Source organism: Streptomyces sp. NPDC058637 (genome assembly GCF_042717325.1).
Taxonomy (GTDB): Bacteria; Actinomycetota; Actinomycetes; order Streptomycetales; family Streptomycetaceae; genus Streptomyces.
Map to the genome: position 1 here is coordinate 44,134 of NZ_JBHXRD010000037.1, position 22,736 is coordinate 66,869.

A 22,736-nucleotide genomic window follows, 5' to 3' on the forward strand; every position below is an offset into this window, starting at 1 on the left:
TCTCAGCGGCATGACGCCTTGATCTATTCCTTCGGAGACCCCGGAGGACCCGCCGGAGCGGGCCCTCCGGACGTCCGTGTCTCAGCCGCGCTCGGACCGCTCCCGGGCGCGCTCGGCGCGCTCACGGTCGGCGATGTCGCGCGCCTCGCCGGTCTCGGTGTCCGGCCGGATGTCGATCCGCCAGCCGGTGAGCCGGGCGGCGAGGCGGGCGTTCTGGCCCTCCTTGCCGATCGCCAGCGACAGCTGGTAGTCGGGCACCGTCACCCGAGCGGAGCGGGTCCCGAGGTCCACGACCTCGACCTCGCTCACCCGTGCGGGTGAAAGGGCGTTGGCGACCATCTCGGCCGGGTCGTCCGACCAGTCGACGATGTCGATCTTCTCACCGTGCAGCTCGGCCATGACGTTGCGCACACGGCTGCCCATCGGGCCGATGCAGGCACCCTTGGGGTTCAGGCCGGCCCGGGTGGAGCGTACGGCGATCTTGGTGCGGTGGCCGGCCTCGCGGGCGATGGCCTCGATGACGACCGAGCCGTCCGCGATCTCCGGGACCTCCAGCGCGAAGAGCTTCTTCACGAGGTTGGGGTGGGTGCGCGAGAGCGTCACGGACGGACCGCGCACGCCCTTGGCCACCCGGACGACGTAGGTACGCAGCCGCAGGCCGTGGGTGTACTCCTCGCCCGGCACCTGCTCCTGCACGGGCAGGATCGCTTCCAGCTTGCCGATGTCGACGAGGACGTTCTTCGGGTCCTTGCCCTGCTGGACGAGCCCCGTGACGACGTCACCCTCGTGCCCGGCGTACTCGCCGAACGTCCTGTCGTCCTCGGCGTCGCGCAGCCGCTGCAGGATGACCTGCTTGGCGGTGGTCGCGGCGATACGGCCGAAGCCGGACGGGGTGTCGTCGAACTCCTTGGGCTCCTGGCCCTCCTCGAGGTCGGCCGGGTCCTCCTTCGCCCACACCACGACGTGGCCGCCGGCGTCCAGCTCGACGCGTGCCCGGCGGTGGCTGCCCTCGGTGCGGTGGTACGCGATGAGGAGGGCCGACTCGATCGCCCCGACGAGCACGTCGAAGGGGATCTCCTTGTCCTGCGCCAAGCCCTTCAAAAGCTTCACATCGATGTCCACGGCTACGCCTCCTCTTCCTTCTTGTCCTTGCGGTTGAATTCGATCTCCACGCGCGCCTTGGCGATCTCGTCGAAGGCGACACGGCGCGACGTGGGCTTGCGGCCCTTGACGCCCGGCACTTCGAGGTCGAGTCCCTCGTCGTCGACGGCGAGGATGCGGGCCACCAGCTCGACGGCCGGCTCCCCGGTGCGCAGGGTCAGCTTCACCAGCCGGCCGATGGCGCGTACGTAGTGGCGGTGCTCGGTCAACGGGCGGTCGGCGCCCGGAGAGCTCACTTCGAGGACGTACTCGTCGTCGCCCATCGCGTCTGTCTCGTCGAGGGTCTCGGAGATCGTGCGGCTCAGCTCGGCGCAGGTGTCGAGCTCCACGCCGTCCTCGGAGTCGACGATGACTCGCAGCACCCTCCGGCGGCCCGCCCGGGACACCTCGATCTCTTCGAGATCCAGGTCCTTGGCGCTGACGAGCGGTTCGAGCAGCCCGCGCAGCCTCTCGCTCTGGGTGGTGCTCATCCGGGTGACTCCTCGGCCGCGTGTGCTGTTGTGGGTTCGTCGCGTGTCAGGTCAAAGGGTATCCGGTCCGCGGGGGTGTTGCCGTCCGCCTCCCGCCGGACCGCGGGTACGCTCAGCCGCGGTGATCACTTCGGGACAGAATCTGTCAGAAACCATGTCGAAGGAGACAAGTGCGGCGCACGGGGACGACGCGCAGGAACGCGCTCATCAGCACGGGAGCGGTCGCCCTGGGCGCGGTACTGACAGGGTGCGGTGGCGGCGAAGGCCCGGGGACACCCGGATCGGACTCCGACGCACGGACCGCCTCGCTGCGCGCCGAGACGGCGCTGCGGACGGCCGCCGCGCGCGCGAGCACCGCACTGCTCACCCGGTACGAGCAGGTGGCGGCCCTCCATCCGACGACGGCGGCCGGACTGGCTCCGCTGAGGGCCGCCGTCCGCGAACACGCCTCGGCGCTCTCCGGGAGCGCGGCGAGGAAGCCCGCCCCCGCGGACCCGAAGGCCGCCACGTCCTCGGCTCCGCCCGCCGACCCGAGGACCGCCCTGAAGGAACTGGCGGCCGAGGAACGGCGGGTGGCCGGCGAACGCGCCAGGACCCTGGTCGAGGCCCCACCCGAGCTGGCCCGGCTGCTGGCCTCGGTCGCCGCCGCCGGAGCGGTCCACGCGTACCTGCTGACCGAGCTGGCCAAGGAGACCTCGTCATGACCGACGGCACCAAGCGGGGCGACGACAAGGGCACGTTGACGGCCGCGCAGGCGGCGCTGGCCGCGGAGCACGCCGCGGTGTACGGCTACGGGGTGCTGGGCGGCCGCCTGGAGGGCGGCCGGCGCACCGACGCGAAGACGGCCCATGACGCGCACCGGGCCCGCCGTGACGCGCTGGTACGGACCGTCCGCGACCTGGGCGGTACGCCGGTGGCGGCGGACGCCGCGTACGCTCTGCCGTTCGCGGTGCCGGACCCGTCGGCCGCGCTGCGGCTCGCCGCCGTGCTGGAGGACCGGGTCGCGGGCGTCTGCTCCGATCTCGTACGGGCCGCCGAGGGGCCGCTGCGGCAGGAGGCCGCGGGCGCGCTCCGGGAGGCCGCCGTGCGCGCGGTGCGCTGGCGCGGCACGGGCGTAGCCTTTCCGGGGCTCGCCGAGAAGGCCGCGGCTGACCCGTCGGACGGAACGGCGGAGGCAGGCGCCACGGGCGCGACGCACTGAAGCAGGATCTGAAAGGGAACAAGGCGCGTATGGGTTTCGAACCGCCGCAGCGTCTGGTGCGAGCGCTCGGCGAGACGTGCGGGGACGCCGCCGCGGCCGACTGGCTCGGGCGGCTCCCCGCACTCACCGACGAGGCGCTGTCCGCCGAGGAGGTCACCCTCGACCGGGTGGTCGCCCCGGGCGGACGCAGCAGCCTCGTCGTGCTGGTGACCCGGCGGGACGGCACGGCGGCCGTCCTGAAGATCGCCCCGCCCGCCGCCGCGCCCGCCCCGGAGCGGGCGGCGCTCGCCCACTGGAACGGCTGGGGTGCGGTGGAACTGCTGGCCCCCGCGTCCACCGGCGGCTCGCTGCTGCTGGAGCGGCTGCACCACGAGGTGTCCCTGCGTTCCCTCCCCGAGGCGAAGGCCCTGCTGGAGGCCGCGGGGACACTGCGGCGGCTGTGGGTCGAGCCGCCGGCCGGTCACCCCTTCGAGACGGTCGCCGAGCGGACCGCCCGGCGGACGGGGCCGATGCGGGAGGCCGCGGCGGCGGACCCGGAGCTCGGACCGCTGGTGTCCTCGGCGCTGGAGGCCCGCGAGGAGTTGGTCGCGCACTCCCCCGAACTCCTCCTGCTGCACGGCAACTTCCGTCAGAGCAAGGTGCTCTCGGGCGAGCGTGCGCCGTGGCTGGCGGTCGGTCCCGAGCCGCTGGTGGGTGAGCGCGCCTACGACCTGGCCAGGCTGGTGCGCGACCGGGTCGAGGATCTGATCGCCTCGCCGGGCGGCGCGGCGACGGCACGGCGCCGGGTCAAGAAGCTGGCGGACTCGCTGGAGGTGGACCAGTCACGGCTGCGCGGCTGGACGCTGTTCCGGGCCGTGGAGTCCGGCACGCGCGCGCTGTCCGTGGGCCGCAGGCAGGACGGGGAGCTGGCACTGGAGTTCGCCGGCTGGCTGTAGCGCCGCCGCCGCCGGGCGGCCGTGGCACGGGGCACGGGGGCCGCGCACGACGCGAGCTGTGCGGTACGACGTGCAAAGGGGCCCCCACGGCTGTGGGGGCCCCTCCGCGTTCCGCCGGACGCGGGTCAGCTCCGGGCGGTCAGGCGGGCGATCGCCTCGTCGACGGTGAGCTCCTCGCGCTCGCCCGTACGGCGGTCCTTCAGCTCCAGGACGCCTTCGGCCGAACGGCGGCCGGCTACCAGGATCTGCGGGACGCCGATGAGCTCGGAGTCGGTGAACTTCACGCCGGGCGAGATGCCCGGGCGGTCGTCGACCAGGACGCGGACGCCCGCGGCCCCGAGCTTCTCGGAGACGTCGAGGGCCAGTTCGGTCTGGAGCGCCTTGCCGGCGGCGACGACGTGGACGTCGGCCGGCGCGATCTCACGGGGCCAGCACAGGCCCTTGTCGTCGGCGGTCTGCTCGGCGAGGGCGGCCACCGCACGGGAGACCCCGATGCCGTACGAGCCCATCGTGACGCGGACGGGCTTGCCCTGCTGGCCGAGGACGTCGAGGGAGAAGATGTCGGCGTACTTGCGGCCGAGCTGGAAGATGTGGCCGATCTCGATGGCGCGGTCCACCCGCAGGCCGGTGCCGCAGTTGGGGCAGGGGTCGCCCGGCTGGACGACCACCACGTCGAGCTGGTCGTCGACCTCGAAGTCACGGCCCGCGACGACGTTCTTCGCGTGCTTGCCCTCCTTGTTGGCACCCGTGATCCAGGCGGTGCCGGGGGCGACGCGGGGGTCCGCGATGTAACGGACCTTCTCCAGGCCCTGAGGGCCGACGTAGCCGCGCACCAGGTCGGGGCGGCCCACGAAGTCCTCGGCGGTGACGAGCTCGACGACCGCGGGGGCGAGGTGCTCGCCGAGCTTGCCGAGGTCGACCTCGCGGTCGCCCGGCACGCCCACGGCCACGATCTCGCCGTCGACCTTGACCAGGAGGTTCTTCAGGGTTGCGGAGGCCAGGACGCCGAGGTGGGCGGCCAGCGTCTCGATGGTCGGGGTGTCGGGGGTGTCCAGCTCCTCGACGGGGCCCACCGCGGAACCGTCGGCGGGGGTGGCCTTGAAGGTCACCGCCTCCGTGTTGGCGGCGTAGTCGCAGTTCGGGCAGTCGACGAAGGTGTCCTCGCCGGCCGGGGCGGGCGCCAGGAACTCCTCGGACGCCGAGCCGCCCATGGCACCGGAGACGGCCGAGACGATGCGGTGGTCGAGGCCGAGGCGCTCGAAGATCCTGATGTAGGCGGCGCGGTGCGCCTGGTACGCCTCGACCAGACCCTCGTCGGTGGTGTCGAAGGAGTACGAGTCCTTCATCTGGAACTCACGGCCGCGCAGCACTCCGGCGCGGGGACGGGCCTCGTCGCGGTACTTGGTCTGGATCTGGTAGAGGATCACGGGCAGGTCCTTGTAGGACGAGCACATGTCCTTGACGACCTGGGTGAAGATCTCCTCGTGGGTCGGTCCGAGGAGGTATTCGGCGCCCTTGCGGTCCTTGAGCCGGAACAGCAGGTCGCCGTACTCGTCGTACCGGCCGCTCGCCTCGTACGGCTCCTTGGGGAGCAGTGCGGGCAGCAGGACCTCCTGCCCGCCGATGGCGTCCATCTCCTCACGGACGACGCGGGTGATGTTCTCCAGGACCTTCTTGCCGAGCGGGAGCCACGTCCAGATGCCGGCTGCGGTGCGACGTACGTATCCGGCCCGGACGAGGAGCTTGTGGTTGAGCGTCTCGGCGTCCGCCGGGTCGTCACGCAGTGTCTTGATCATCAATCGGGACATGCGCTGGACCTGGGCCATGATGAACTCCTGCTCGCAAGGGTGGTGAGCCCGAGGTTAGCCGTGTGCCCCGCGCGGGCGGAAATCGATTCGTTCAGGGGCGGCGCAGTGGAAGGGGCGCGCCCATCACCGCGTACGGCATGGGGGCGCTGGGGAAGAGCACCTGCCGGGCCAGGTCCTGGTAGCCGAGGGCGCGGTAGAGACCGCGGGCGGGGCTCTCCGTGTCGATGGCGGAGAGGATCGAGCGGGGCTGGCCGACGGCGTCCGTGATGGCGGTGATCAGGCTGCGGCCGATGCCGCGCTGCTGGAACTCCGGGTGGACGTGGAGTTCGGTGATCACGAAGGAGTCGTCGAGCCACCGCTCGGAGCCGGTGGCGCGCAGGTACGGCTCGACGACGGTGGACCACCAGTGGGCGCGGTTGTTCGGCAGGCCGTAGACGAATCCGACGAGCCGTCCGGCGGGGGTGGTGGCGCCGAGGGCGCGGGCCTGCGGGTGGTCGAGGTGCCGGAGCACGATATGGCGGCGTACGTCGATCTCGTCCTGGGAGAGGCCGAAGGCGACGGCCTGCACGGCGAGGGCCTCGTCGACGTGCGCGGCGAGGTCGAGCGGTCCGACCAGGATGTCGGGGGCCCCGGAGCCCCGGGGGGATGCGGGGGTTGCTGCTGCCATGCCGGAACCCTACTGGCCGGGCCGCCCGGTCAGAACAGCACGCTCATGAACGCACCGGTCTCGCGGAAGCCGACGCGGCTGTAGGCCCTGCGTGCGGCGGTGTTGTAGTCGTTGACGTACAGGCTGACGACCGGTGCCACATCGGCCAGCGCGTAGCGCAGGACGGCTGCCATTCCCGTCTCGGAGAGGCCACGGCCGCGGAATTCGGGGGCGACCCAGACGCCCTGGATCTGGCAGGCCCGGGAGGTGGCCGCGCCGATCTCCGCCTTGAAGACGACCTTGCCGTCCTCGATCCGGGCGAAGGAGCGGCCGGTGCCGATCAGCTCGGCGACCCGGGCCTGGTAGAGGAGCCCGCCGTCACCGGCGAGCGGGGAGACGCCGACCTCCTCGGTGAACATGGCCACGCACGCCGGCATGAGCACCTCCACCTCGTCCTTGCGGATGCGGCGGACGAGGGGGTCGGGCGCGACCTCCGCGGAGGGACTCTCGGTGACCATGAGCGGCTGGTTGGGCCGGACCTCGCGGGCGGGCCCCCAGCTCGGTTCGAGGAGCCGCCACAGCTGGGCGGTGGGACCGGCGGGGCCGACGATGGACGAGCAGCGGCGTCCGGCCCGCCGGGCACGGTCGGCGAAGGCCCGGACGGCCTCGGGGGTGGCGCAGATGGGTACGAGATTGGCGCCGGAGTAGCAGAGCGAGCGCAGTCGGCCGTCGGCGTACCAGCCCCACATCTCGCCGCCGAGCCGCCAGGGATCGAGGCCCGCGACCTGGACGCGGGACATCACGAACGCGTTGTCCACGGGTTCGCTCTCGAGGATCGCGAGCACGGCGGGGAGCTCGCTCGGGTCGAGGACCCGGGTGGTGGTCTGCGTCAACACTGGGGGGCCTCACCATATGGTCTGCTGATTTCCGCACTGTACCCAACAAGGCCGGGAGGCGCCGCCCGCACGGGATGCGGGGCCCCGGGGGTGCGGGAAAGCGACCGGCCGCGGACATGGCTGTGCCCCGCAGGGCGGGCCCTGCGGGGCACGGTGTCGGGTGGGGTCAGCCCGCGATGGAGACCTGGGGCTCGCCGGAGGCGATGCCGTCCTTCTCCATCTGCTCGGCGATCTTCATGGCTTCCTCGATGAGGGTCTCCACGATCTTCGACTCCGGGACCGTCTTGATGACCTCGCCCTTCACGAAGATCTGGCCCTTGCCGTTGCCGGAGGCGACGCCCAGGTCCGCCTCGCGGGCCTCGCCGGGGCCGTTCACGACGCAGCCCATCACGGCGACCCGCAGCGGGACCTCCATGCCCTCCAGTCCCGCACTGACCTGGTCGGCCAGCTTGTACACGTCCACCTGCGCGCGCCCGCACGACGGGCACGACACGATCTCCAGTCGCCGCTGCTTCAGGTTCAGCGCCTCGAGGATCTGCAGACCGACCTTGACCTCCTCCGCCGGAGGGGCCGACAGCGAGACGCGGATCGTGTCCCCGATCCCCTCGGAGAGCAGCGCGCCGAACGCGACGGCGGACTTGATCGTCCCCTGGAACGCGGGGCCGGCCTCGGTCACACCCAGGTGCAGCGGGTAGTCGGACTGCGCCGCCAGCTGACGGTAGGCGTTCACCATCACGACCGGGTCGTTGTGCTTCACCGAGATCTTGATGTCCCGGAAGCCGTGCTCCTCGAACAGCGACGCCTCCCACAGCGCGGACTCCACCAGGGCCTCCGGCGTCGCCTTGCCGTACTTCTTCAGCAGTCGCGCGTCCAGGGAGCCGGCGTTCACGCCGATGCGGATCGGCGTCCCCGCGTCACCGGCCGCCTTCGCGATCTCCTTGACCTTGTCGTCGAACTGCTTGATGTTGCCCGGGTTCACCCGGACCGCCGCGCACCCCGCGTCGATCGCGGCGAACACGTACTTCGGCTGGAAATGGATGTCCGCGATCACCGGGATCTGCGACTTGCGGGCGATCGTCGACAGCGCGTCCGCGTCGTCCTGGGTCGGGCACGCCACGCGCACGATCTGACAGCCGGACGCCGTCAGCTCCGCGATCTGCTGCAGCGTCGCGCCGATGTCCGACGTGCGTGTGGTCGTCATCGACTGCACCGAGACCGGTGCGTCCCCGCCGACCGCCACCGACCCGACCTGGATCTGACGGCTGACCCGTCGGTCGGCGAGCTTGGTCGGAACGGCCGGCATTCCGAGAGAAATCGCAGTCATGCGCTGTGCATCCCCAAGGTGTGGATCGAGGTCCCGAGAACGCCGGGCTCCAGGCTTCGAGGTTACGGCACCGGACGCATACCGGGCGCACCCCGTCGGCAAGTCACCCCCACGGTGAGTGGCCGGACGCCATCTGTGTGTCCGGCCGCCACCTGTGGGACACGAGAGGTATCAGGTGATCTTGACGGGGTTCACGATGTCGGCGACCAGCACCAGCAGCGTGAAGCAGATGAAGATCCCGGCGACGACGTAGGCGACCGGCATCAGCTTGGCCACGTCGAAGGGTCCGGGGTCGGGGCGCTTGAACACCCGGGCGATGTTGCGGCGCAGGGATTCCCAGAGCGCGCCCGCGATGTGCCCGCCGTCCAGCGGCAGCAGGGGCAGCATGTTGAAGAGGAACAGCGAGAGGTTGAAGCCGGCCAGCAGGAACAGCATCATCGCGATCTGGTTCTGCGCGGGGATGTCGAGGTTCATCACCTCGCCACCGATCCTGGCCGCGCCGACCACACCGACCGGGGAGTCGTCGGCGCGCTCGCCGTCGCCGAAGGCGGCGTTCCACAGGTCGGGGATCTTGGACGGCAGCGCGATGATCGAGTCGACGCCGTTCTCGATCATGTCGCCCATGCGGACGACCGAGTCGCCGAAGGAGAGCGGCAGGATCTCCGTGTTGGCCGCGAAGCCGAGGTAGCCGGCGGTGACGTACTGGTCGGGGACGACCTGGCCGTCGGCGTCCTTCTTCGCGACGGCGTTCTTCTTCAGCACGGCGTTCAGGGTCTGTTCCCCGCCGTCGCGCTCCACGGTGATGGTGGCCGGGCCGACGGTCTGCCGGATCCGGTCCGAGAGGGTCGCCCAGTCGTCGATCCTCTGCCCGTCGAAGGCGACGATCCTGTCGCCCTCCCGCAGTCCGGCCGCCTTGGCGGGCGAGACCGGGTCGGATGCCTCGCAGGTGTCGCGGTTCTCGCTCTGCGCGATCACGCACTGCTGGACGCCGGCGACCTCGGTGGTCTGGGTCTGGAAGCCGAAGGTCATGGCCACGCCCATGAAGATCGCGACGGCCAGGACCAGGTTCATGAACGGTCCGGCGAACATCACGATCACGCGCTTCCACGGCTTGCGCGTGTAGAAGAGTCTGCTCTCGTCGCCCGGCCGGAGCTCCTCGAAGGCGGCGGACCTGGCGTCCTCGATCATGCCGCGCCAGGGGGAGGTGGAGCGCGCCTCGAGCCGTCCGTCGGCTCCCGGCGGGAACATGCCGATCATCCGGATGTAGCCGCCCGCGGGGATGGCCTTGATGCCGTACTCGGTGTCGCCCCTCCTGCGCGACCAGATCGTCGGGCCGAAGCCGACCATGTACTGCGGCACCCGGATGCCGAAGAGCTTGGCGGTCGAGAGGTGGCCCAACTCGTGCCACGCGATCGAGAACAGCAGACCCACGGCGAAGATGGCGATCCCCAGGATCGTCATCAGGATCGTCGTCATACTCATGCGCGCGCCTCCGCTGTCGCTTCCGCCGAGAGTTTCCTGGCCCGGGAACGGGCCCAGGTCTCCGCTTCGAGGACGTCCGCGACCCTCAGTGAAGTTCCCGTGACGGGGGTGCCGTGTTCGGCCACCACCGCTGTGACCGTATCCATGATTCCGTTGAACGGCAGCCGTCCCGCCAGGAACGCGTCCACGCACTCCTCGTTCGCGGCGTTGAACACCGCGGGTGCCGTGCCGCCCAGCGTGCCCACGTGCCGGGCGAGCCCTACGGACGGGAACGCCTCGGTGTCCAGCGGGAAGAACTCCCAGCTGGAGGCCTTCGTCCAGTCGAAGGCGGGGGCAGCGTCGGGGACGCGCTCGGGCCAGCCGAGCCCGATGGCGATCGGGCCGCGCATGTCGGGCGGGGTGGCCTGGGCGAGGGTGGAACCGTCGGTGAACTCCACCATCGAGTGAACGTATGACTGGGGGTGGACGACGACCTCGATCCGGTCGAACGGGATGTCGTAGAGAAGATGCGCCTCGATGACCTCCAGTCCCTTGTTGACCAGGGTCGCCGAGTTGACGGTGATGACCGGGCCCATGGCCCAGGTCGGGTGCGCCAGGGCCTGCTCGCGGGTGACGTCGGCCAGCTCGCTCCGGGTCCGGCCGCGGAACGGCCCGCCGGACGCGGTCACGACGAGCTTGCGCACGTCGGCGCGCTTTCCGGCGGCGAGGGCCTGGAAGAGCGCGGCGTGCTCGGAGTCGACCGGGATGATCTGGCCGGGGGCCGCGAGTGCCTTCACCAGCGGGCCGCCGACGATCAGCGACTCCTTGTTGGCGAGGGCGAGCGTACGGCCCGCCTCCAGCGCGGCGAGCGTGGGGGCCAGGCCGATCGAACCGGTGATCCCGTTGAGCACGGTGTGGCAGTCGCTCGCGGCGAGTTCCGTGGCGGCGTCGGGCCCGGCCAGGATCTCGGGCAGCGGCTCCCCGGTGCCGTACCGCGCGCTCAGGGCCTCGCGCAGCGCGGGCACCTTGTCCTCGGCGGCGACCGCGACCGTACGCACCCGCAGCCGACGCGCCTGCTCCGCGAGGAGCTCGACCCGGCCGCCCGCGGCGGACAGCGCCGTGACACGGAAGCGGTCGGGGTTGCGCAGCACCAGGTCGATGGCCTGGGTGCCGATGGACCCGGTGGAGCCGAGGATCACAAGGTCCCGGCGTCCGTCCGCGGCGTCGAATACGAGATGCGGATCGGCGAGGGGTACGGGGCTGTCGCTCATGCCCCCCATTGTTGCCGCATCGGCTGTGCGCTCCGACAGTGCGTCCCCGGTCGGCCGTGCCCCGGGGACGTGCCGCACGGGATCTCGTCACCGGGCGGCCGTATCGATGCCGAACCTGCCCTTCAGCCGGGCCATGTCCAGCACGTCGCGTTCGGCCGGTTCGTACCCCTGGTGGAAGCGCACCTGCTGTTCGGCGGAGATGCAGCGCACGGTGGTCGTGCCGATGGTGCCGGTGACGAAGCAGGACGCGGGGTAGCGGAAGGGCTCGGCGGGATCGAGGGAGGACTGCAGGGCGGAGCCGTCGGGGGCGAACTCCAGCGGGTGCAGGTCGATCTCGAGACCGGAGGGGTGGCTGAGCACGAAGCGTGCGGGCCGCCAGTCGAGCGTTTCGGTGTAGCCGGCCGAGACCAGGGCCTCGACGACGACGGGCTCCTGCTCCCGGACGTGCAGGAGGTCGAGGTCACGGTGCTCGCGGGTCTCCTCGCCGAGCAGGGCGTCGATGCCCCAGCCTCCGGCGATCACCACGCCGGCTCCGGCCCCTCGCAGCAGGGCCAGGATGGTCAGGACGTCGTTCCGGGACATCATGGGCGCAGGGTAGGTGTTGCCGCCGTCCGGACGCACGGCGTTTTCCCGTCAGCCGGCGAACTCGGCGAACGCCTCGTGGAAGCCGGGGAACGTCTTGCGCACGCAGCCGGGGTCGTCGTAGCTCATTCCCGGTGCGCGCAGTCCGGCGACCGCGAACGACATCACGATGCGGTGGTCGCCGTGGGTGGCGATCTCGACGGGGCGGGGCGTGCCGGGGTGTATCTCGATCCAGTCGGGCCCGGTGTGCACGGTGATCCCCATCCGCCGCAGGTTCGACGCGCAGGCCTCCAGCCGGTCGCACTCCTTCACCCGGGTGTTGGCGACGTCCTCGATGCGTACGGGTGAGGTGGCGTACGGGGCGATCGCGGCGAGGGTGGGCATCGTGTCGGAGATGTCGCGCATGTTGACGGTGAGGCCGCGGAGGGATCCGGTGGACCGGACCGTGGTCGCGTCGGCCGTGGTGTGCACCTCGGCGCCCATGCGGCGCAGGACGTCGGTGAAGCGCAGGTCGCCCTGGAGCGCTTCCGCGCCGAGGCCGGGGACGGTGACCTCGCGGCCGGTGAGGGCCGCCGCGGCGAAGAAGTAGCTCGCGGTGGACGCGTCGGGCTCGACGGCGTACGTGGTGGCACGGTAGCCACCCGGCGGGACGGTGAAGGTGTTCCCCTTCCGGACGACCTCGACACCGAAGCTGCGCATCATCGAAAGGGTGATCTCGATGTACGGGGCCGACACGAGCTCCGTGACGTCGATCCGGAGCCCTTCGGCGGTGAGCGGGCCGAGCATGAGCAGGGCGGTGAGGTACTGGGACGACTCCCCCGCGTCCAGGGTCAGTTCGCCGCCCCTGACGCCGGACGCCTCGATCCGCAGCGGGTGGTGGCCCTCCGCGCCCTCGTGGCGCAGGTCGACGCCGAGGGTCCGCAGGGCCTCGGTGAGCGGGGCGAGAGGGCGCCGGCGCATCTGCGCGGAGGCGTCGAAGCGGTACGAGCCGGTGGGCGCGGCGGCCACGAGCGTCGGCAGGAAGCGCGCGGTGGTGGCCCCGTCGCGGCAGTGGACCTCGGCGTCGGTGACGGCGGGTCCGGAGGGGCGGCCCTCGATGTGCCAGCGGTCCGGCTCGCGGCTGACTCCGTATCCGAGGCGGGTCAGTCCCTCGGTGAACCCCTCGGTGTCGTCCGAACACAGGGGGCGCAGGAGGGTGGTGTTGCCGTCCGCCGCCGCGGCCAGGAACAGGGCGCGGGCGGTGACGGACTTGGAGCCGGGGATGTGGATGACGGTCACGGGCGCCCATTTTGCCGTGCGCCGGGCGTGCGCGCGGGGCGCGTCCAGGCAGTGGACGCGCCCCGCGAGGATGGTGCCGGTTCAGCGGATGGGGCGGTGGACGTTCTCCCCGGTGGCGGGGCCGGGGGTGGCGTCGGCGATCCAGGGGCCGTCGCCGCTGGGGTCGATGACGCCTTCCTCCAGCCACGTGTACGTGCCGGCGAGGACTCCGTCGACCACGCGGCGGTCGATGTCGTCGGTGTTGGACCAGAGCCGGTTGAAGAGCTCCTCCACCCGGATGCGGGACTGCCGGCAGAACACGTCGGCGAGCTGGTACGCCTCGCGGCCGTGGTCGTCGTTGACCCGCAGGTGTTCGGCGCGGACGCAGGCCGCGCTCATCGCGAAGAGTTCGGCGCCGATGTCGACGATCCGGCCGAGGAAGCCCTGCTTGGTCTCCATGCGGCCCTGCCAGCGGGACATCGCGTAGAAGGTCGAGCGGGCCAGCTTGCGGGCGGAACGCTCGACGAACCGCAGGTGGGTGGAGAGGTCGGGGTGGCCCTGGATGCGGAACTCGGCGTACGCGCCGGGGAGCTGCCCGGGTCCGCCGACCAGCTTGGGGAGCCAGCGTGCGTAGAACCCGGCGGCGTTGGCGCCCGCCCTCGCCTTGTCGGAGAGCGGCTTGTCGGGGTCGATGATGTCCCCGGCGACCTTGAGGTGGGCGTCGACGGCCTCGCGGGCGATCAGCAGGTGCATGATCTCCGTGGAGCCCTCGAAGATCCGGTTGATCCGCATGTCGCGGAGCATCTGCTCGGCGGGGACGGCGCGTTCGCCGCGGGCGGCGAGCGAGGCGGCGGTCTCGAAGCCGCGTCCGCCGCGGATCTGGACCAGCTCGTCGGAGATGAGCCAGCCCATCTCGGAGCCGTACAGCTTGGCCAGGGCGGCCTCGATGCGGATGTCGTTGCGGTTCTCGTCGGCCATCTGCGAGGAGAGGTCGACGACGGCCTCCAGGGCGAAGGTGGTGGCGGCGATGAAGGAGATCTTCGCGCCGACCGCCTCGTGGCGGGCGACCGCCCTGCCCCACTGCTCGCGGACCGCCGACCATTCGCGGGCGATCTTCAGCGACCACTTCCCGACGCCGACGCACATGGCGGGCAGCGAGAGGCGGCCGGTGTTGAGCGTGGTGAGGGCGATCTTGAGACCGGCGCCCTCGGGTCCGATCCGGTTGCCGGCCGGCACCCGGACCCCGTGGAAGCGGGTCACGCCGTTCTCGATGCCGCGCAGGCCCATGAAGGCGTTGCGGTGCTCCACGGTGATGCCGGGGGAGCCGGCCTCGACGACGAAGGCGGTGATGCCGCCCTTGTGGCCCTCGGACCGGGGGACCCGGGCCATGACGACGAGCAGGTCGGCGACGACGCCGTTGGTCGTCCAGAGCTTCACCCCGTCCAGGACGTAGTCGTCGCCGTCGGGGACGGCCGAGGTCGCGAGCCTGGCCGGGTCGGAGCCGACGTCGGGTTCGGTGAGGAGGAAGGCGGAGATGTCCGTGCGGGCCAGGCGTGGCAGGAAGGCGTCCTTCTGCTCCTGGGTGCCGAACATCTTCAGCGGCTGCGGTACGCCGATGGACTGGTGGGCGGAGAGCAGCGCGCCGAGCGAGGGACTGGCCGAACCGACCAGGGCCAGCGCCTTGTTGTAGTAGACCTGGGTCAGCCCCAGGCCGCCGTACTTGGTCTCGATCTTCATGCCGAGGGCGCCGAGTTCCTTGAGGCCGTTGACGACCTCGTCGGGGATCCGGGCCTCGCGCTCGATGAGTGCGCCGTCGATGCGGGTCTCGCAGAACTCGCGCAGCCGGGCGAGGTAGGCCTCGCCGCGCCGTACGTCGTCGGCGGGTGGCACGGGGTGCGGGTGGATCAGGTCGAGCCGGAAGCGTCCGAGGAAGAGTTCCTTCGCGAAGCTCGGCTTGCGCCAGTCCTGTTCGCGGGCGGCCTCGGCCACCTGCCGTGCTTCACGCTCGGTGACCTTGGGAGCCTGGGGGGTGTCGGATGGGGCGGACATGAGGAGCTCACCTCGCCGCGAGTCGGGGAAGGGGTCTGGCCGTACGCGTGCCGATCGGTACCACTCGTCCGTATCTACCCCATCCCGGTCGGCCCCACCACCGTGCGGCGCAACCGCTCCGCCGGTCGGGCGACGTCGTCGGAATCCGAGCCCGCCCACGGCCGGGCGAACCGTGGGCGGCCTCCCCGGGATGTGGCTCAGTCGTAGACGTACGTGGTGCCCAGGATCGCCGCGTGCTCCAGCACGTCCTCCAGGGGGTCGTCGATCTGCCCGGTCTGGATGAGACCCACCCGGGGCGCGTTGTGCGAATTGGTGTGCGTCTCGTCGGCGCAGGCCGACCCGGCGGACAGTCCGGCGGCCGTCAGAGCGGTGCAGCACCCGATGGCTCCCCGCAGCAGCGACCGCGTCCGGTATGACTTCATGTGGTGTGATGTCCTCGTCTTCTTCTCATCGGATGTGTCCATCCGTTCGTCGCTTCAACCGCTCGACGCGCCAGAGGTCACGCAAGATCATCCGTCCGGGAGCAGGGCGCCTCGGTACCGCCCTGCCCGGGCGCACTTCTACGGGGCCGGGGTGTACTGGACGACGGTGTCCTCGCAGGGGCCTTCGGCGAACACCTTCAGGGCCTCCATCTCCGGGTTGTCGGCGGTGAGCTGCCAGCGGAGTTTGGCCGTCACCCACTCCCCCACGTACCGGCAGTGCGCTTCCGCCACCGGCGGGATCCACTCGGCCGGGTCCTGTCCGGCCTTCTGCCGGTTCACGCGAGCCGTCACCACGACCAGCGACGCCGCCGCGTCCTGGTCGTTCGCGTACGCCTCACGCCGGGCGGCGCTCCACGCGTAGGCGCCGGATTCCCAGGCCTCCGCGAGCGGCACCGTGTGGGCCACGTCCAGGGCGCCGGGTCCGGTCGCCGCCTGGCCGTCGTAGTACGACTGCCACGTCCCGCCGGTCAGCTTGCACCCGGCGGCCACGGCGGGGGCCTCGACCGCCTCGCCGAGCAGTACCCCGTTGCGGGTGTCGCAGCCGTCGGAGGGGAGATCGCCCGCGTTCCAGTGCTTGAAGTGCGAAGGGGCGTAGCCGGCCCGGTTCTCCTCGACGACCTTGACCAGGCCGACGGCGTCGGCGAGCGTCTTCACCCCGGCGGTCTGGGCTGCCTGGGCGGGAGCGGGGAGTGGGACGAGGGCGAGGGCGAGCACGCCGAAGCCGCGCGGGAGGTTCTTGATCACCTTCGCGTTCTACCGGCAACCGGCCCCGGGAGGGTGCCAGCCGGCTGTCTCTCACCCACACGGGCACGGGCGTTCACCGCAGGAGCGATTCACGGCCGCGGCCGGCCACGGGGGCCGCCGACAGCGGGCCTCCGTGTCTGGGGGCCGCAGCTCCAGCGGGACGGTAGGCACGCGCGGTGCGCGGGCGTCTGCCTGCGTCCGCGTCCGCTTCCGCAGGCGACGTGGGGGCCGGCCGGAGCCCCCGCACAGTGGGCTCCGGCCGGTCCGTTGCCAGCCTGGGCTACAGGGCCAGGCCGGTGAGGACGAGCACCCGCTCGTAGGTGTAGTCGTCCATCGCGTACCGCACGCCCTCACGGCCCACGCCGGACTGCTTGACGCCGCCGTACGGCATCTGGTCGGCGCGGTACGAGGGGACGTCGCCGATGACCACGCCGCCGACCTCCAGGGCGCGGTGGGCGCGGAACGCGGTCTGCAGGTCGTGGGTGAAGACGCCCGCCTGCAGCCCGTAGTCGGAGGCGTTGACGGCGGCGAAGGCCTCGGCCTCGCCGTCGGTCCGCTGCACGGACAGGACCGGGCCGAAGACCTCCTCGCGGGCGATCCTGGAGTCGGCGGGGAGGTCGGTGAGGACCGTCGGCGCGTAGGTGGCCCCGTCGCGCTTGCCGCCGGTGAGCAGTGCCGCTCCTGCCGCTACGGCCTCGTCGACCCAGGACTCCACACGGCGGGCGGCGTTCTCGTCGACCAGCGGGCCGACGTCGGTGGCCGCGTCGGAGGGGTCGCCGGTCACCAGGGCCTCGACGGCCGCGACGATCTTCGGGACGAGCCGGTCGTAGACCGAGGTGTCGGCGATGACGCGCTGCACCGAGATGCAGGACTGGCCGCCCTGGTAGTTGGAGAAGGTCGCGATGCGGGTCGCGGCCCGGTCGAGGTCCTGTTCGGAGGCGTAGTCGGCGAGCACGACGGCCGCGCCGTTGCCGCCGAGCTCCAGGGTGCAGTGCTTGCGCGGCACCGACTCCATGATCGAGTAGCCGACCGGTCCGGATCCGGTGAAGGAGATCACGGGCAGCCGCTCGTCCTTCACGAGGGCGGGCATCCGGTCGTTGGGCACGGTCAGGACGGACCAGGAGCCGGCCGGGAGATCGGTCTCGGCGAGCAGCTCGCCCAGGACCAGGGACGAGAGGGGGGTGGCCGGGGCGGGCTTGAGGATGATCGGCGCGCCGACGGCGATGGCCGGGGCGACCTTGTGGGCGCTCAGGTTGAGCGGGAAGTTGAAGGGTGAGATACCGAGGACGGGGCCGCGCGGGAAGCGCCGGGTGAGCGCGAGGCGGCCGGTGCCGCCGGCGTCCGTGTCCAGTCGCTGGGCGTCGCCGCCGTTGAAGCGGCGGGCCTCCTCGGAGGCGAACCGGAAGACGGAGACGGCGCGGCCGACCTCGCCCCGGGCCCACTTGACGGGCTTGCCGTTCTCTGCGGAGATCAGCTGGGCGATCTCCTCGGTGCGCTCGGTGAGGCGTCGTACGACGTGGTCGAGGGCGGCGGCCCGCACGTGCGCGGGGGTCGCGGCGAACTCCTCGCGGACGGCGTACGCGGCGGCGACGGCCTCCTCGACCTGGGCCTCGGTCGGCACGCCGACCGTGCCGACGAGCCGGCCGTCCCACGGGTTGGTGACGTCGAAGCTGTCCTCGCCGGTGGCCCGTCGGCCGGCCAGCCAGAAGGCGTGGGTGGAAGTCATGGCGGTTCCGGCCCTTCGGGGGTGGTGAACGAGGTCGCGGGCACCACGGGGGCGCCCTCCTCACCCCACCGTAGGACGCCCGGGCGCGGATGACGTTTGTCCGGCGTGGAGCGGAGGGGGGCGGCGATGCGCCGGTTTGTCGGGGGGGGTGCGGCCCGGGGTCCGCCGGAGGGGCGGACCGGGCGGACCGGGGGCCAGGGTGCGCGCCACGGGAGGGGCGCACCGGCGGCCGGGGGCGGTCGGCGCATCACGGAACGGCGCGCGGGTACCGGACCGCGGGAGGGACGGGCACGCCCTGCGGCGGGACCGTCGCGGGCAGACGCCCGGCGGGACCACCGGAGGCAGGCGCGCATCGCGCGGCGGGACCCTCGGAGGCAGGCCCCTGACGGAGGCAGGCCCTGACGCGCGGAGGAGGCCGTCGGTCGGGCCCGGGGCCCTCAGCCCGGGCTCTGGTGGTTCACGGTGTGCCCGATGAGGCCGCCGTCGTCTTCAGGGCGAGCCACAGCTCCATCCGGACGTCCGGGTCGTCCAGGGAGCGGCCCAGGATCTCCTCCACCCGGCGCATCCGGTAGCGCAGGGTGTGGCGGTGGACGCCCAGGTCCGCTGCGGCCGCGTCCCACTGGCCGTGCCGGGAGAGCCAGGCGCGCAGCGACGCGACCAGGTCGCCGCGGCCCTTCGCGTCGTGTTCGTGCAGGGGCCGCAGTGTCCCGTCGGCGAAGGCCCGTACGGCGTCGTCGGCGAGGAGCGGCAGGACCGAGCCCGCCGCGAGCTCCTCGTGCTCGACCAGCGCCCTGCCCCGCCGGCGGGCGACCGAAAGGGCCTGCTCGGCCTGCTTGTACGCGGTGGCCACAGCGATCGGGCCCGAGGGGGCGGACAGGCCGACGACCACGTCGCCGTCGTCGTTGGCCGGCTCGCGCGCCTGGCGGTCGTCCTGCGCCCGGGCGTACGCCGTGCAGGCCGCGACCGCCGCACCGCCGTCCGCGGCCAGCACCACGATCCGTTCGCCCTCGGGCACCATCAGCAGCGTCTCGCCGGACCGGGCCGCGGCGGCTTCCATCGTCTCCGCGAGCAGCTCGGGGACGACGGGCTCGGGCGCCTCCGCGATCAGCAGCCGGAAGGGGGCGTCGAGCAGATCCCCGTACAGGTCCCCGGCGACGGCCCGGGCGTGGTCGGACTGCCCGGCCAGCAGCATCCGCAGGACCGCCGCGCCCAGGCGCTGCTCGGCGCCCTGGAGTGAGCGGGAGCGGGCCGTGGTCAGGGTGAGCAGGGCGACCGCCGAGTGCACCGCGTACCGTTCGGCCGTGCCCAGCGCCGCCCCCGTGCCGACGGCCAGCGCGCCGCGGGCACGGCGGCCGGTGCCCAGGGACTGGAGCTCGACCCGGTCGTCGGCGTCGCCGACGACGACGCTGGCCGGGGCGGGGCGGTCGCGCAGGCGTTCCACGTCGGGGGTGAGCCGGGCGGCGCGGCGGGCCGCCCATTCCGGTGCGGCGGCGACGACGGCCCCCGAGGTGTCGTACAGCGCGGCCCAGCCGTCGACGTGCGCGGCGAGGCGGGTGAGGAGTTCGGCGGGGCCGTCTCCGGAGAGCGCGGCCCGGGTCAGCTCACGCTGGGCGTCGAAACCGGCGGTGACGGCCCGGTACTGGTCGGCGGCGATCGCCGCGGACACCGCCTTGCTGATGGCCAGGAACGGCGTACGCCGGGGCACTTCGAGGAGTGGCAGGCCGGCTTCCTCGGCCGCGTCGACGAGGGCCGGCGGGATGTCCTCGTAGGTGACGCCGACGGCGAAGCCGAGCCCGGCGACTCCGGCGCCCGCCAGCCTCCGTACGTACCGGCGCATCGTGGCGGGGTCCTCGGCGTCGAGGTTGGTCGCGGTGACGAGGAGCAGCTCACCGCCCTCCATGTACGGGACGGGGTCGGCGAGCTCGCTGGCGTGCGCCCAGCGGACCGGTGTGCCGAGCCGGTCCGCACCCGCCCGGACCGTGAGCTTGAGCACCGAGTGCTGGACGAGCGAGGCGAGAGTGGGGGGCATGGGACCGCCGGACCTCTATGAGTCGATTGCGCCGTCCCGTACAGACGGCCGCATTCGATTCTGCCAGGGCGGCAGGATTCTCGTCACCGGCCCGGGGGTCAGCCGCCCAGCTCGACGAGGAGTGGCGGTGCGTGCTCGCCGTCCACCGTCGTCAGCGAGAGCACGGCGTGTCCACGGGGGAGCTCGTAGGCCAACGCAGATGCCGACCAGCGCTCCCGTTCGACGCGCCGCACGGTCACGGCGTCCCTGGTCACGGCCTTACCGGTGACGAGTTTGCGCAGGCCGTGCAGGGCGCGGGTGAACGGCTGGTCCGCGAAGACCGCGTGCTGGGCGACCTCCCGGGTCTCCACCCATTCCTTGCCCCAGACCTCCGCGAAGCGCTTCCCGTCCCAGGTGGTGACCCCGGAGAAGGCCATGCAGCAGCCGACCGCACCGAGCAGTGCGGTGTGCAGGCTCTCGGGTACGTCGTCGACGGTGCGCAGGGTGAGGACGGCACCCGCGTTGACGGAGCGCAGCCGCCGGACACCCCGGACCGTCTCGGCGGTGACGGTGTGCGTGGCGTCGTCCAGGACCAGGCAGACGAAGAGCGACCGGTCGGTGCGGGCGGCGGCGATCGCGGTGAACTGGGCGAGGACGAGCCGGGCCAGCAGTCGTGACGCCTCGGCGTGCGCGCGTTCGGGGAGGTCGATCCTGACCCGCAGGGGCAGGTGTTCGAGTGACCGCAGCGAGAAGGGGCGGGCCTGGGGCCCGGTGGCGAAGAACGACGCGAACGCGGGGCGGTCGAGCAGCGCGATCCGGTCGGCGAGCACGGATCCGGGGTCGCCGGACCCGCCCTTCTGCCGGGTGCGTGCCTCCAGTTCGCGGAGCATCGCCTGGTGGCCGCCCGCTCCGAGCGCCTCCCGGAGCTCATCGATCGCGTCCTGGTCGCCGTCGAGGAGTTCCCGGAGCGCGGGCACCCCGGGAAAGTGGCCGTGGACCGCGCGGTAGGGGCCGAGCAGCTGGGCGAGCACGGTGGCGGCGCGCCTGCTGTCCAGGTTGGTCACATCGCCGACGAGCCCCTCCGCGAGGACGCCCGCGGCCTCGTCGGGGTCGGTCGTGCCGCCGTACAGGTCGAAGTCGTGCACGGAGGCCGGGTCGCCGATCCGCACCACGACGTCGTACGCGTCGTCGGGGCCGAGCTGTCCCCCCGGACCGCCGACGGCGAGCACGGCCGCCCGGCCGGCGAGGGCCTGGAGGGCGAGGGACTCGACGACCGGCCTCACCAGCCGGTCGGACTTGCCGGCCCCCGGCGGTCCGACCGCCAGCAGTGAGGTGCCGAGCAGGGCGGGTTCCAGTGCGACGCCCGAGCCGCGGCGGGCGTACGGGTTGTGCGGGTCCTCGGCGCAGCCGCCGATGCGGACCTGGCCGGTGAGCAGGTCGTGGAGGGCGGTGCGCCGTGGCAGGTCGCGGGCACCGGACGGGTGCAGCGCGGCGGCGGCGCCGCCGGTGCGGAGCACCGCATCGGTGAGTGCCGCCAGCCGGTCCGGGTAGGCGCGGCCCACGGTCCAGGCGTGGCGCAGGCGCGCGACGTCGACGTCGTTCATCCGGCCGGTGCGCACCTCGGCGGTGAGGGCTTCGGCGGCGTCGGTCAGCCCTGCCGCGCGCAGTTCCGGCCATTGTTCGGGGGTGGCGGCCTCCGGGGCTGCGGACGGGGCCGGCGGGGCGGCGGAGCGGGCCCTGAGGAGGTCGCCGATCAGCTCGCGCCAGCGGCCGAGGCGGGCGAACGGCCAGAGCGCTCCGAGGGCGATCAGTGTGTAGATCACGTTGACCACGGTCTGGCTCTGGAAGACCTCGCCGCCCGCGACCGAGGCGACGACGATCAGCACCGGCCTGACGACCGGCACGGCGTCCTTCCAGACGAGGAGCTGGGCGAGCGCGCCGGCGGCGGCCGTCGCCAGGGCGAGGAACGGCTGCCCGCGCACGACGACATGGCGCCGGAAGATCTCGGACCAGTTGCCCAGGCGTCCGCACCCGTAGACGAGGAGTCCGAAGAGGACGGCCTCGTAGACCGTGAGGGCGTCGGAGCCCTCGATCGTCCTGGGGCCGCCGAACGTACCCGGGTACCACCAGTCACCCGGGGTGAAGAGCTTCAGCGGCACGAGGCGGTAGGGAATGTAGCCGTTACGCCACAGGGACCACAGGAGCAGCCCGCAGAGCGCGGAGATCAGTACACCCACCAGCAGCGAGCGGTCGGACACCCCGTCGGGTTTCTCCGGCGGGCGCGGGGTGTGTCCGTACCGCCAGACGCCGGGTTCCCGTACGGGGCGCGGGGTGCGCAGCCACTCCGCCAGGCTCGGGGCGTGCCCGGGGGGCGGTGCCGCCGGACGTGGCGGTGCGGACGGCGGTGGTCCCGCCGGGCGGGGCACCGCCGCGCCCGTGCCGCGTGCCTCGTACATGCCTTCGGTGTCCATGAACCGCTGCCCCCTGACCAGCCAGGTCCCGCCTTCTGCACCGGCCAATCTAGTGCCAGGCCGGGGGGAGTTCAGCAATGCGGCCGGATGGCCTCGGTGGCGGCCCTGAGGTGTAGCCGTCCGGTCATCTGTCCGTGGCGGACAAGGACACGTCCCCACCACTCCCGATCGGAGCATGCCCGCGGCCCGTACCCGCCCCTAGCCTGCAGAAGGAGAAGCGTCCGAAACACCCCCAGGAGCCCCG

19 protein-coding genes are annotated in these 22,736 nt (G+C 72.5%); 3 read left to right on the forward strand and 16 right to left on the reverse strand.

Annotated elements, in window-relative coordinates:
• Positions 1 to 81: 81 nt before the first annotated feature.
• Together nusA and rimP are read right to left on the reverse strand one after the other, a co-directional pair.
• Positions 82 to 1,122: a transcription termination factor NusA gene (gene nusA / locus ACFWVP_RS29400; protein WP_384501002.1), complete on the reverse strand. Its 1,041-nt coding sequence runs from the start codon at positions 1,120 to 1,122 to the stop codon at positions 82 to 84.
• 2 nt (positions 1,123 to 1,124) lie between these two features.
• Positions 1,125 to 1,631: a ribosome maturation factor RimP gene (gene rimP, locus ACFWVP_RS29405; RefSeq protein ID WP_384501003.1), complete on the reverse strand. Its 507-nt coding sequence runs from the start codon at positions 1,629 to 1,631 to the stop codon at positions 1,125 to 1,127.
• 170 nt (positions 1,632 to 1,801) lie between these two features.
• On the opposite strand from rimP, the gene ACFWVP_RS29410 reads away from it, so the two are divergent.
• The 3 genes from ACFWVP_RS29410 to ACFWVP_RS29420 are packed head-to-tail and all read left to right on the forward strand — an operon-like array spanning position 1,802 to position 3,767.
• Positions 1,802 to 2,335 carry a hypothetical protein gene (locus ACFWVP_RS29410; RefSeq protein WP_384501004.1) on the forward strand — a complete coding sequence of 178 codons (534 nt, stop codon included), beginning with the start codon at positions 1,802 to 1,804 and terminating at the stop codon, positions 2,333 to 2,335.
• The gene (locus ACFWVP_RS29415) at positions 2,332 to 2,832 is read left to right on the forward strand and encodes a ferritin-like domain-containing protein (RefSeq protein WP_384501005.1); all 501 of its coding nucleotides are present in this window, start codon (positions 2,332 to 2,334) and stop codon (positions 2,830 to 2,832) included. The genes ACFWVP_RS29410 and ACFWVP_RS29415 overlap by 4 nt, the downstream gene beginning before the upstream one ends.
• A 29-nt stretch (positions 2,833 to 2,861) precedes the next feature.
• Positions 2,862 to 3,767, forward strand: coding sequence for an aminoglycoside phosphotransferase family protein (locus ACFWVP_RS29420; RefSeq protein WP_384501006.1), 906 nt, complete (start codon positions 2,862 to 2,864; stop codon positions 3,765 to 3,767).
• Positions 3,768 to 3,892: 125 nt separating this feature from the next.
• Here the strand turns inward: ACFWVP_RS29420 and ACFWVP_RS29425 are convergent, their stop codons facing one another.
• The 14 genes from ACFWVP_RS29425 to ACFWVP_RS29490 all read right to left on the reverse strand — a co-directional run bounded on the left by ACFWVP_RS29425 (position 3,893) and on the right by ACFWVP_RS29490 (position 22,492).
• Entirely contained in the window at positions 3,893 to 5,593 is a 1,701-nt protein-coding gene (locus tag ACFWVP_RS29425; protein ID WP_384501007.1) for a proline--tRNA ligase, read from the reverse strand.
• A 73-nt stretch (positions 5,594 to 5,666) separates the two neighbouring features.
• Positions 5,667 to 6,242, reverse strand: coding sequence for a GNAT family N-acetyltransferase (locus ACFWVP_RS29430; protein ID WP_384501008.1), 576 nt, complete (start codon positions 6,240 to 6,242; stop codon positions 5,667 to 5,669).
• A 29-nt stretch (positions 6,243 to 6,271) separates the two neighbouring features.
• The gene (locus tag ACFWVP_RS29435) at positions 6,272 to 7,117 is read right to left on the reverse strand and encodes a GNAT family N-acetyltransferase (RefSeq protein ID WP_384501009.1); all 846 of its coding nucleotides are present in this window, start codon (positions 7,115 to 7,117) and stop codon (positions 6,272 to 6,274) included.
• Between the two features lie 166 nt (positions 7,118 to 7,283).
• Complete coding sequence (gene ispG, locus ACFWVP_RS29440) at positions 7,284 to 8,441, reverse strand: flavodoxin-dependent (E)-4-hydroxy-3-methylbut-2-enyl-diphosphate synthase (RefSeq protein ID WP_384501010.1); 1,158 nt, start codon at positions 8,439 to 8,441, stop codon at positions 7,284 to 7,286.
• Between the two features lie 171 nt (positions 8,442 to 8,612).
• Complete coding sequence (locus ACFWVP_RS29445) at positions 8,613 to 9,923, reverse strand: M50 family metallopeptidase (RefSeq protein ID WP_384501011.1); 1,311 nt, start codon at positions 9,921 to 9,923, stop codon at positions 8,613 to 8,615.
• Positions 9,920 to 11,173 carry a 1-deoxy-D-xylulose-5-phosphate reductoisomerase gene (gene dxr, locus ACFWVP_RS29450; protein ID WP_384501012.1) on the reverse strand — a complete coding sequence of 418 codons (1,254 nt, stop codon included), beginning with the start codon at positions 11,171 to 11,173 and terminating at the stop codon, positions 9,920 to 9,922. The genes ACFWVP_RS29445 and dxr overlap by 4 nt, the downstream gene beginning before the upstream one ends.
• Before the next feature lie 87 nt (positions 11,174 to 11,260).
• Complete coding sequence (locus tag ACFWVP_RS29455) at positions 11,261 to 11,758, reverse strand: nucleotidyltransferase domain-containing protein (RefSeq protein WP_384501013.1); 498 nt, start codon at positions 11,756 to 11,758, stop codon at positions 11,261 to 11,263.
• Positions 11,759 to 11,806: 48 nt separating this feature from the next.
• Entirely contained in the window at positions 11,807 to 13,033 is a 1,227-nt protein-coding gene (gene aroA / locus ACFWVP_RS29460) for a 3-phosphoshikimate 1-carboxyvinyltransferase (RefSeq protein WP_384501014.1), read from the reverse strand.
• Between the two features lie 81 nt (positions 13,034 to 13,114).
• Positions 13,115 to 15,061, reverse strand: coding sequence for an acyl-CoA dehydrogenase family protein (locus tag ACFWVP_RS29465; RefSeq protein ID WP_384501015.1), 1,947 nt, complete (start codon positions 15,059 to 15,061; stop codon positions 13,115 to 13,117).
• A gap of 197 nt (positions 15,062 to 15,258) precedes the next feature.
• A complete protein-coding gene (locus ACFWVP_RS29470) occupies positions 15,259 to 15,483 on the reverse strand; it encodes a hypothetical protein (protein WP_384501016.1) in 225 nt (74 codons plus the stop codon).
• Between the two features lie 138 nt (positions 15,484 to 15,621).
• On the reverse strand, positions 15,622 to 16,287 hold the full coding sequence (locus tag ACFWVP_RS29475) for an HNH endonuclease (RefSeq protein ID WP_384501017.1): 666 nt from the start codon (positions 16,285 to 16,287) through the stop codon (positions 15,622 to 15,624).
• A gap of 280 nt (positions 16,288 to 16,567) precedes the next feature.
• A complete protein-coding gene (locus tag ACFWVP_RS29480; protein ID WP_384501018.1) occupies positions 16,568 to 18,013 on the reverse strand; it encodes an aldehyde dehydrogenase family protein in 1,446 nt (481 codons plus the stop codon).
• A gap of 457 nt (positions 18,014 to 18,470) precedes the next feature.
• Positions 18,471 to 20,042: a PucR family transcriptional regulator gene (locus ACFWVP_RS29485; protein WP_384501019.1), complete on the reverse strand. Its 1,572-nt coding sequence runs from the start codon at positions 20,040 to 20,042 to the stop codon at positions 18,471 to 18,473.
• Between the two features lie 98 nt (positions 20,043 to 20,140).
• Positions 20,141 to 22,492: an ATP/GTP-binding protein gene (locus ACFWVP_RS29490; RefSeq protein WP_384501020.1), complete on the reverse strand. Its 2,352-nt coding sequence runs from the start codon at positions 22,490 to 22,492 to the stop codon at positions 20,141 to 20,143.
• Positions 22,493 to 22,736: the final 244 nt, after the last annotated feature.

Bases quoted from the DNA above. Each gene is read 5' to 3' on its own strand.
- rimP (WP_384501003.1), bottom strand. From the start codon at position 1,631: ATGAGCACCACCCAGAGCGAGAGGCTGCGCGGGCTGCTCGAACCGCTC.
- ACFWVP_RS29415 (WP_384501005.1), top strand. From the start codon at position 2,332: ATGACCGACGGCACCAAGCGGGGCGACGACAAGGGCACGTTGACGGCC.
- ACFWVP_RS29420 (WP_384501006.1), top strand. From the start codon at position 2,862: ATGGGTTTCGAACCGCCGCAGCGTCTGGTGCGAGCGCTCGGCGAGACG.
- ACFWVP_RS29425 (WP_384501007.1), bottom strand. From the start codon at position 5,593: ATGGCCCAGGTCCAGCGCATGTCCCGATTGATGATCAAGACACTGCGT.
- ACFWVP_RS29430 (WP_384501008.1), bottom strand. From the start codon at position 6,242: ATGGCAGCAGCAACCCCCGCATCCCCCCGGGGCTCCGGGGCCCCCGAC.
- ispG (WP_384501010.1), bottom strand. From the start codon at position 8,441: ATGACTGCGATTTCTCTCGGAATGCCGGCCGTTCCGACCAAGCTCGCC.
- ACFWVP_RS29445 (WP_384501011.1), bottom strand. From the start codon at position 9,923: ATGAGTATGACGACGATCCTGATGACGATCCTGGGGATCGCCATCTTC.
- dxr (WP_384501012.1), bottom strand. From the start codon at position 11,173: ATGAGCGACAGCCCCGTACCCCTCGCCGATCCGCATCTCGTATTCGAC.
- ACFWVP_RS29455 (WP_384501013.1), bottom strand. From the start codon at position 11,758: ATGATGTCCCGGAACGACGTCCTGACCATCCTGGCCCTGCTGCGAGGG.
- ACFWVP_RS29465 (WP_384501015.1), bottom strand. From the start codon at position 15,061: ATGTCCGCCCCATCCGACACCCCCCAGGCTCCCAAGGTCACCGAGCGT.
- ACFWVP_RS29470 (WP_384501016.1), bottom strand. From the start codon at position 15,483: ATGAAGTCATACCGGACGCGGTCGCTGCTGCGGGGAGCCATCGGGTGC.
- ACFWVP_RS29480 (WP_384501018.1), bottom strand. From the start codon at position 18,013: ATGACTTCCACCCACGCCTTCTGGCTGGCCGGCCGACGGGCCACCGGC.
- ACFWVP_RS29485 (WP_384501019.1), bottom strand. From the start codon at position 20,042: ATGCCCCCCACTCTCGCCTCGCTCGTCCAGCACTCGGTGCTCAAGCTC.
- ACFWVP_RS29490 (WP_384501020.1), bottom strand. From the start codon at position 22,492: ATGGACACCGAAGGCATGTACGAGGCACGCGGCACGGGCGCGGCGGTG.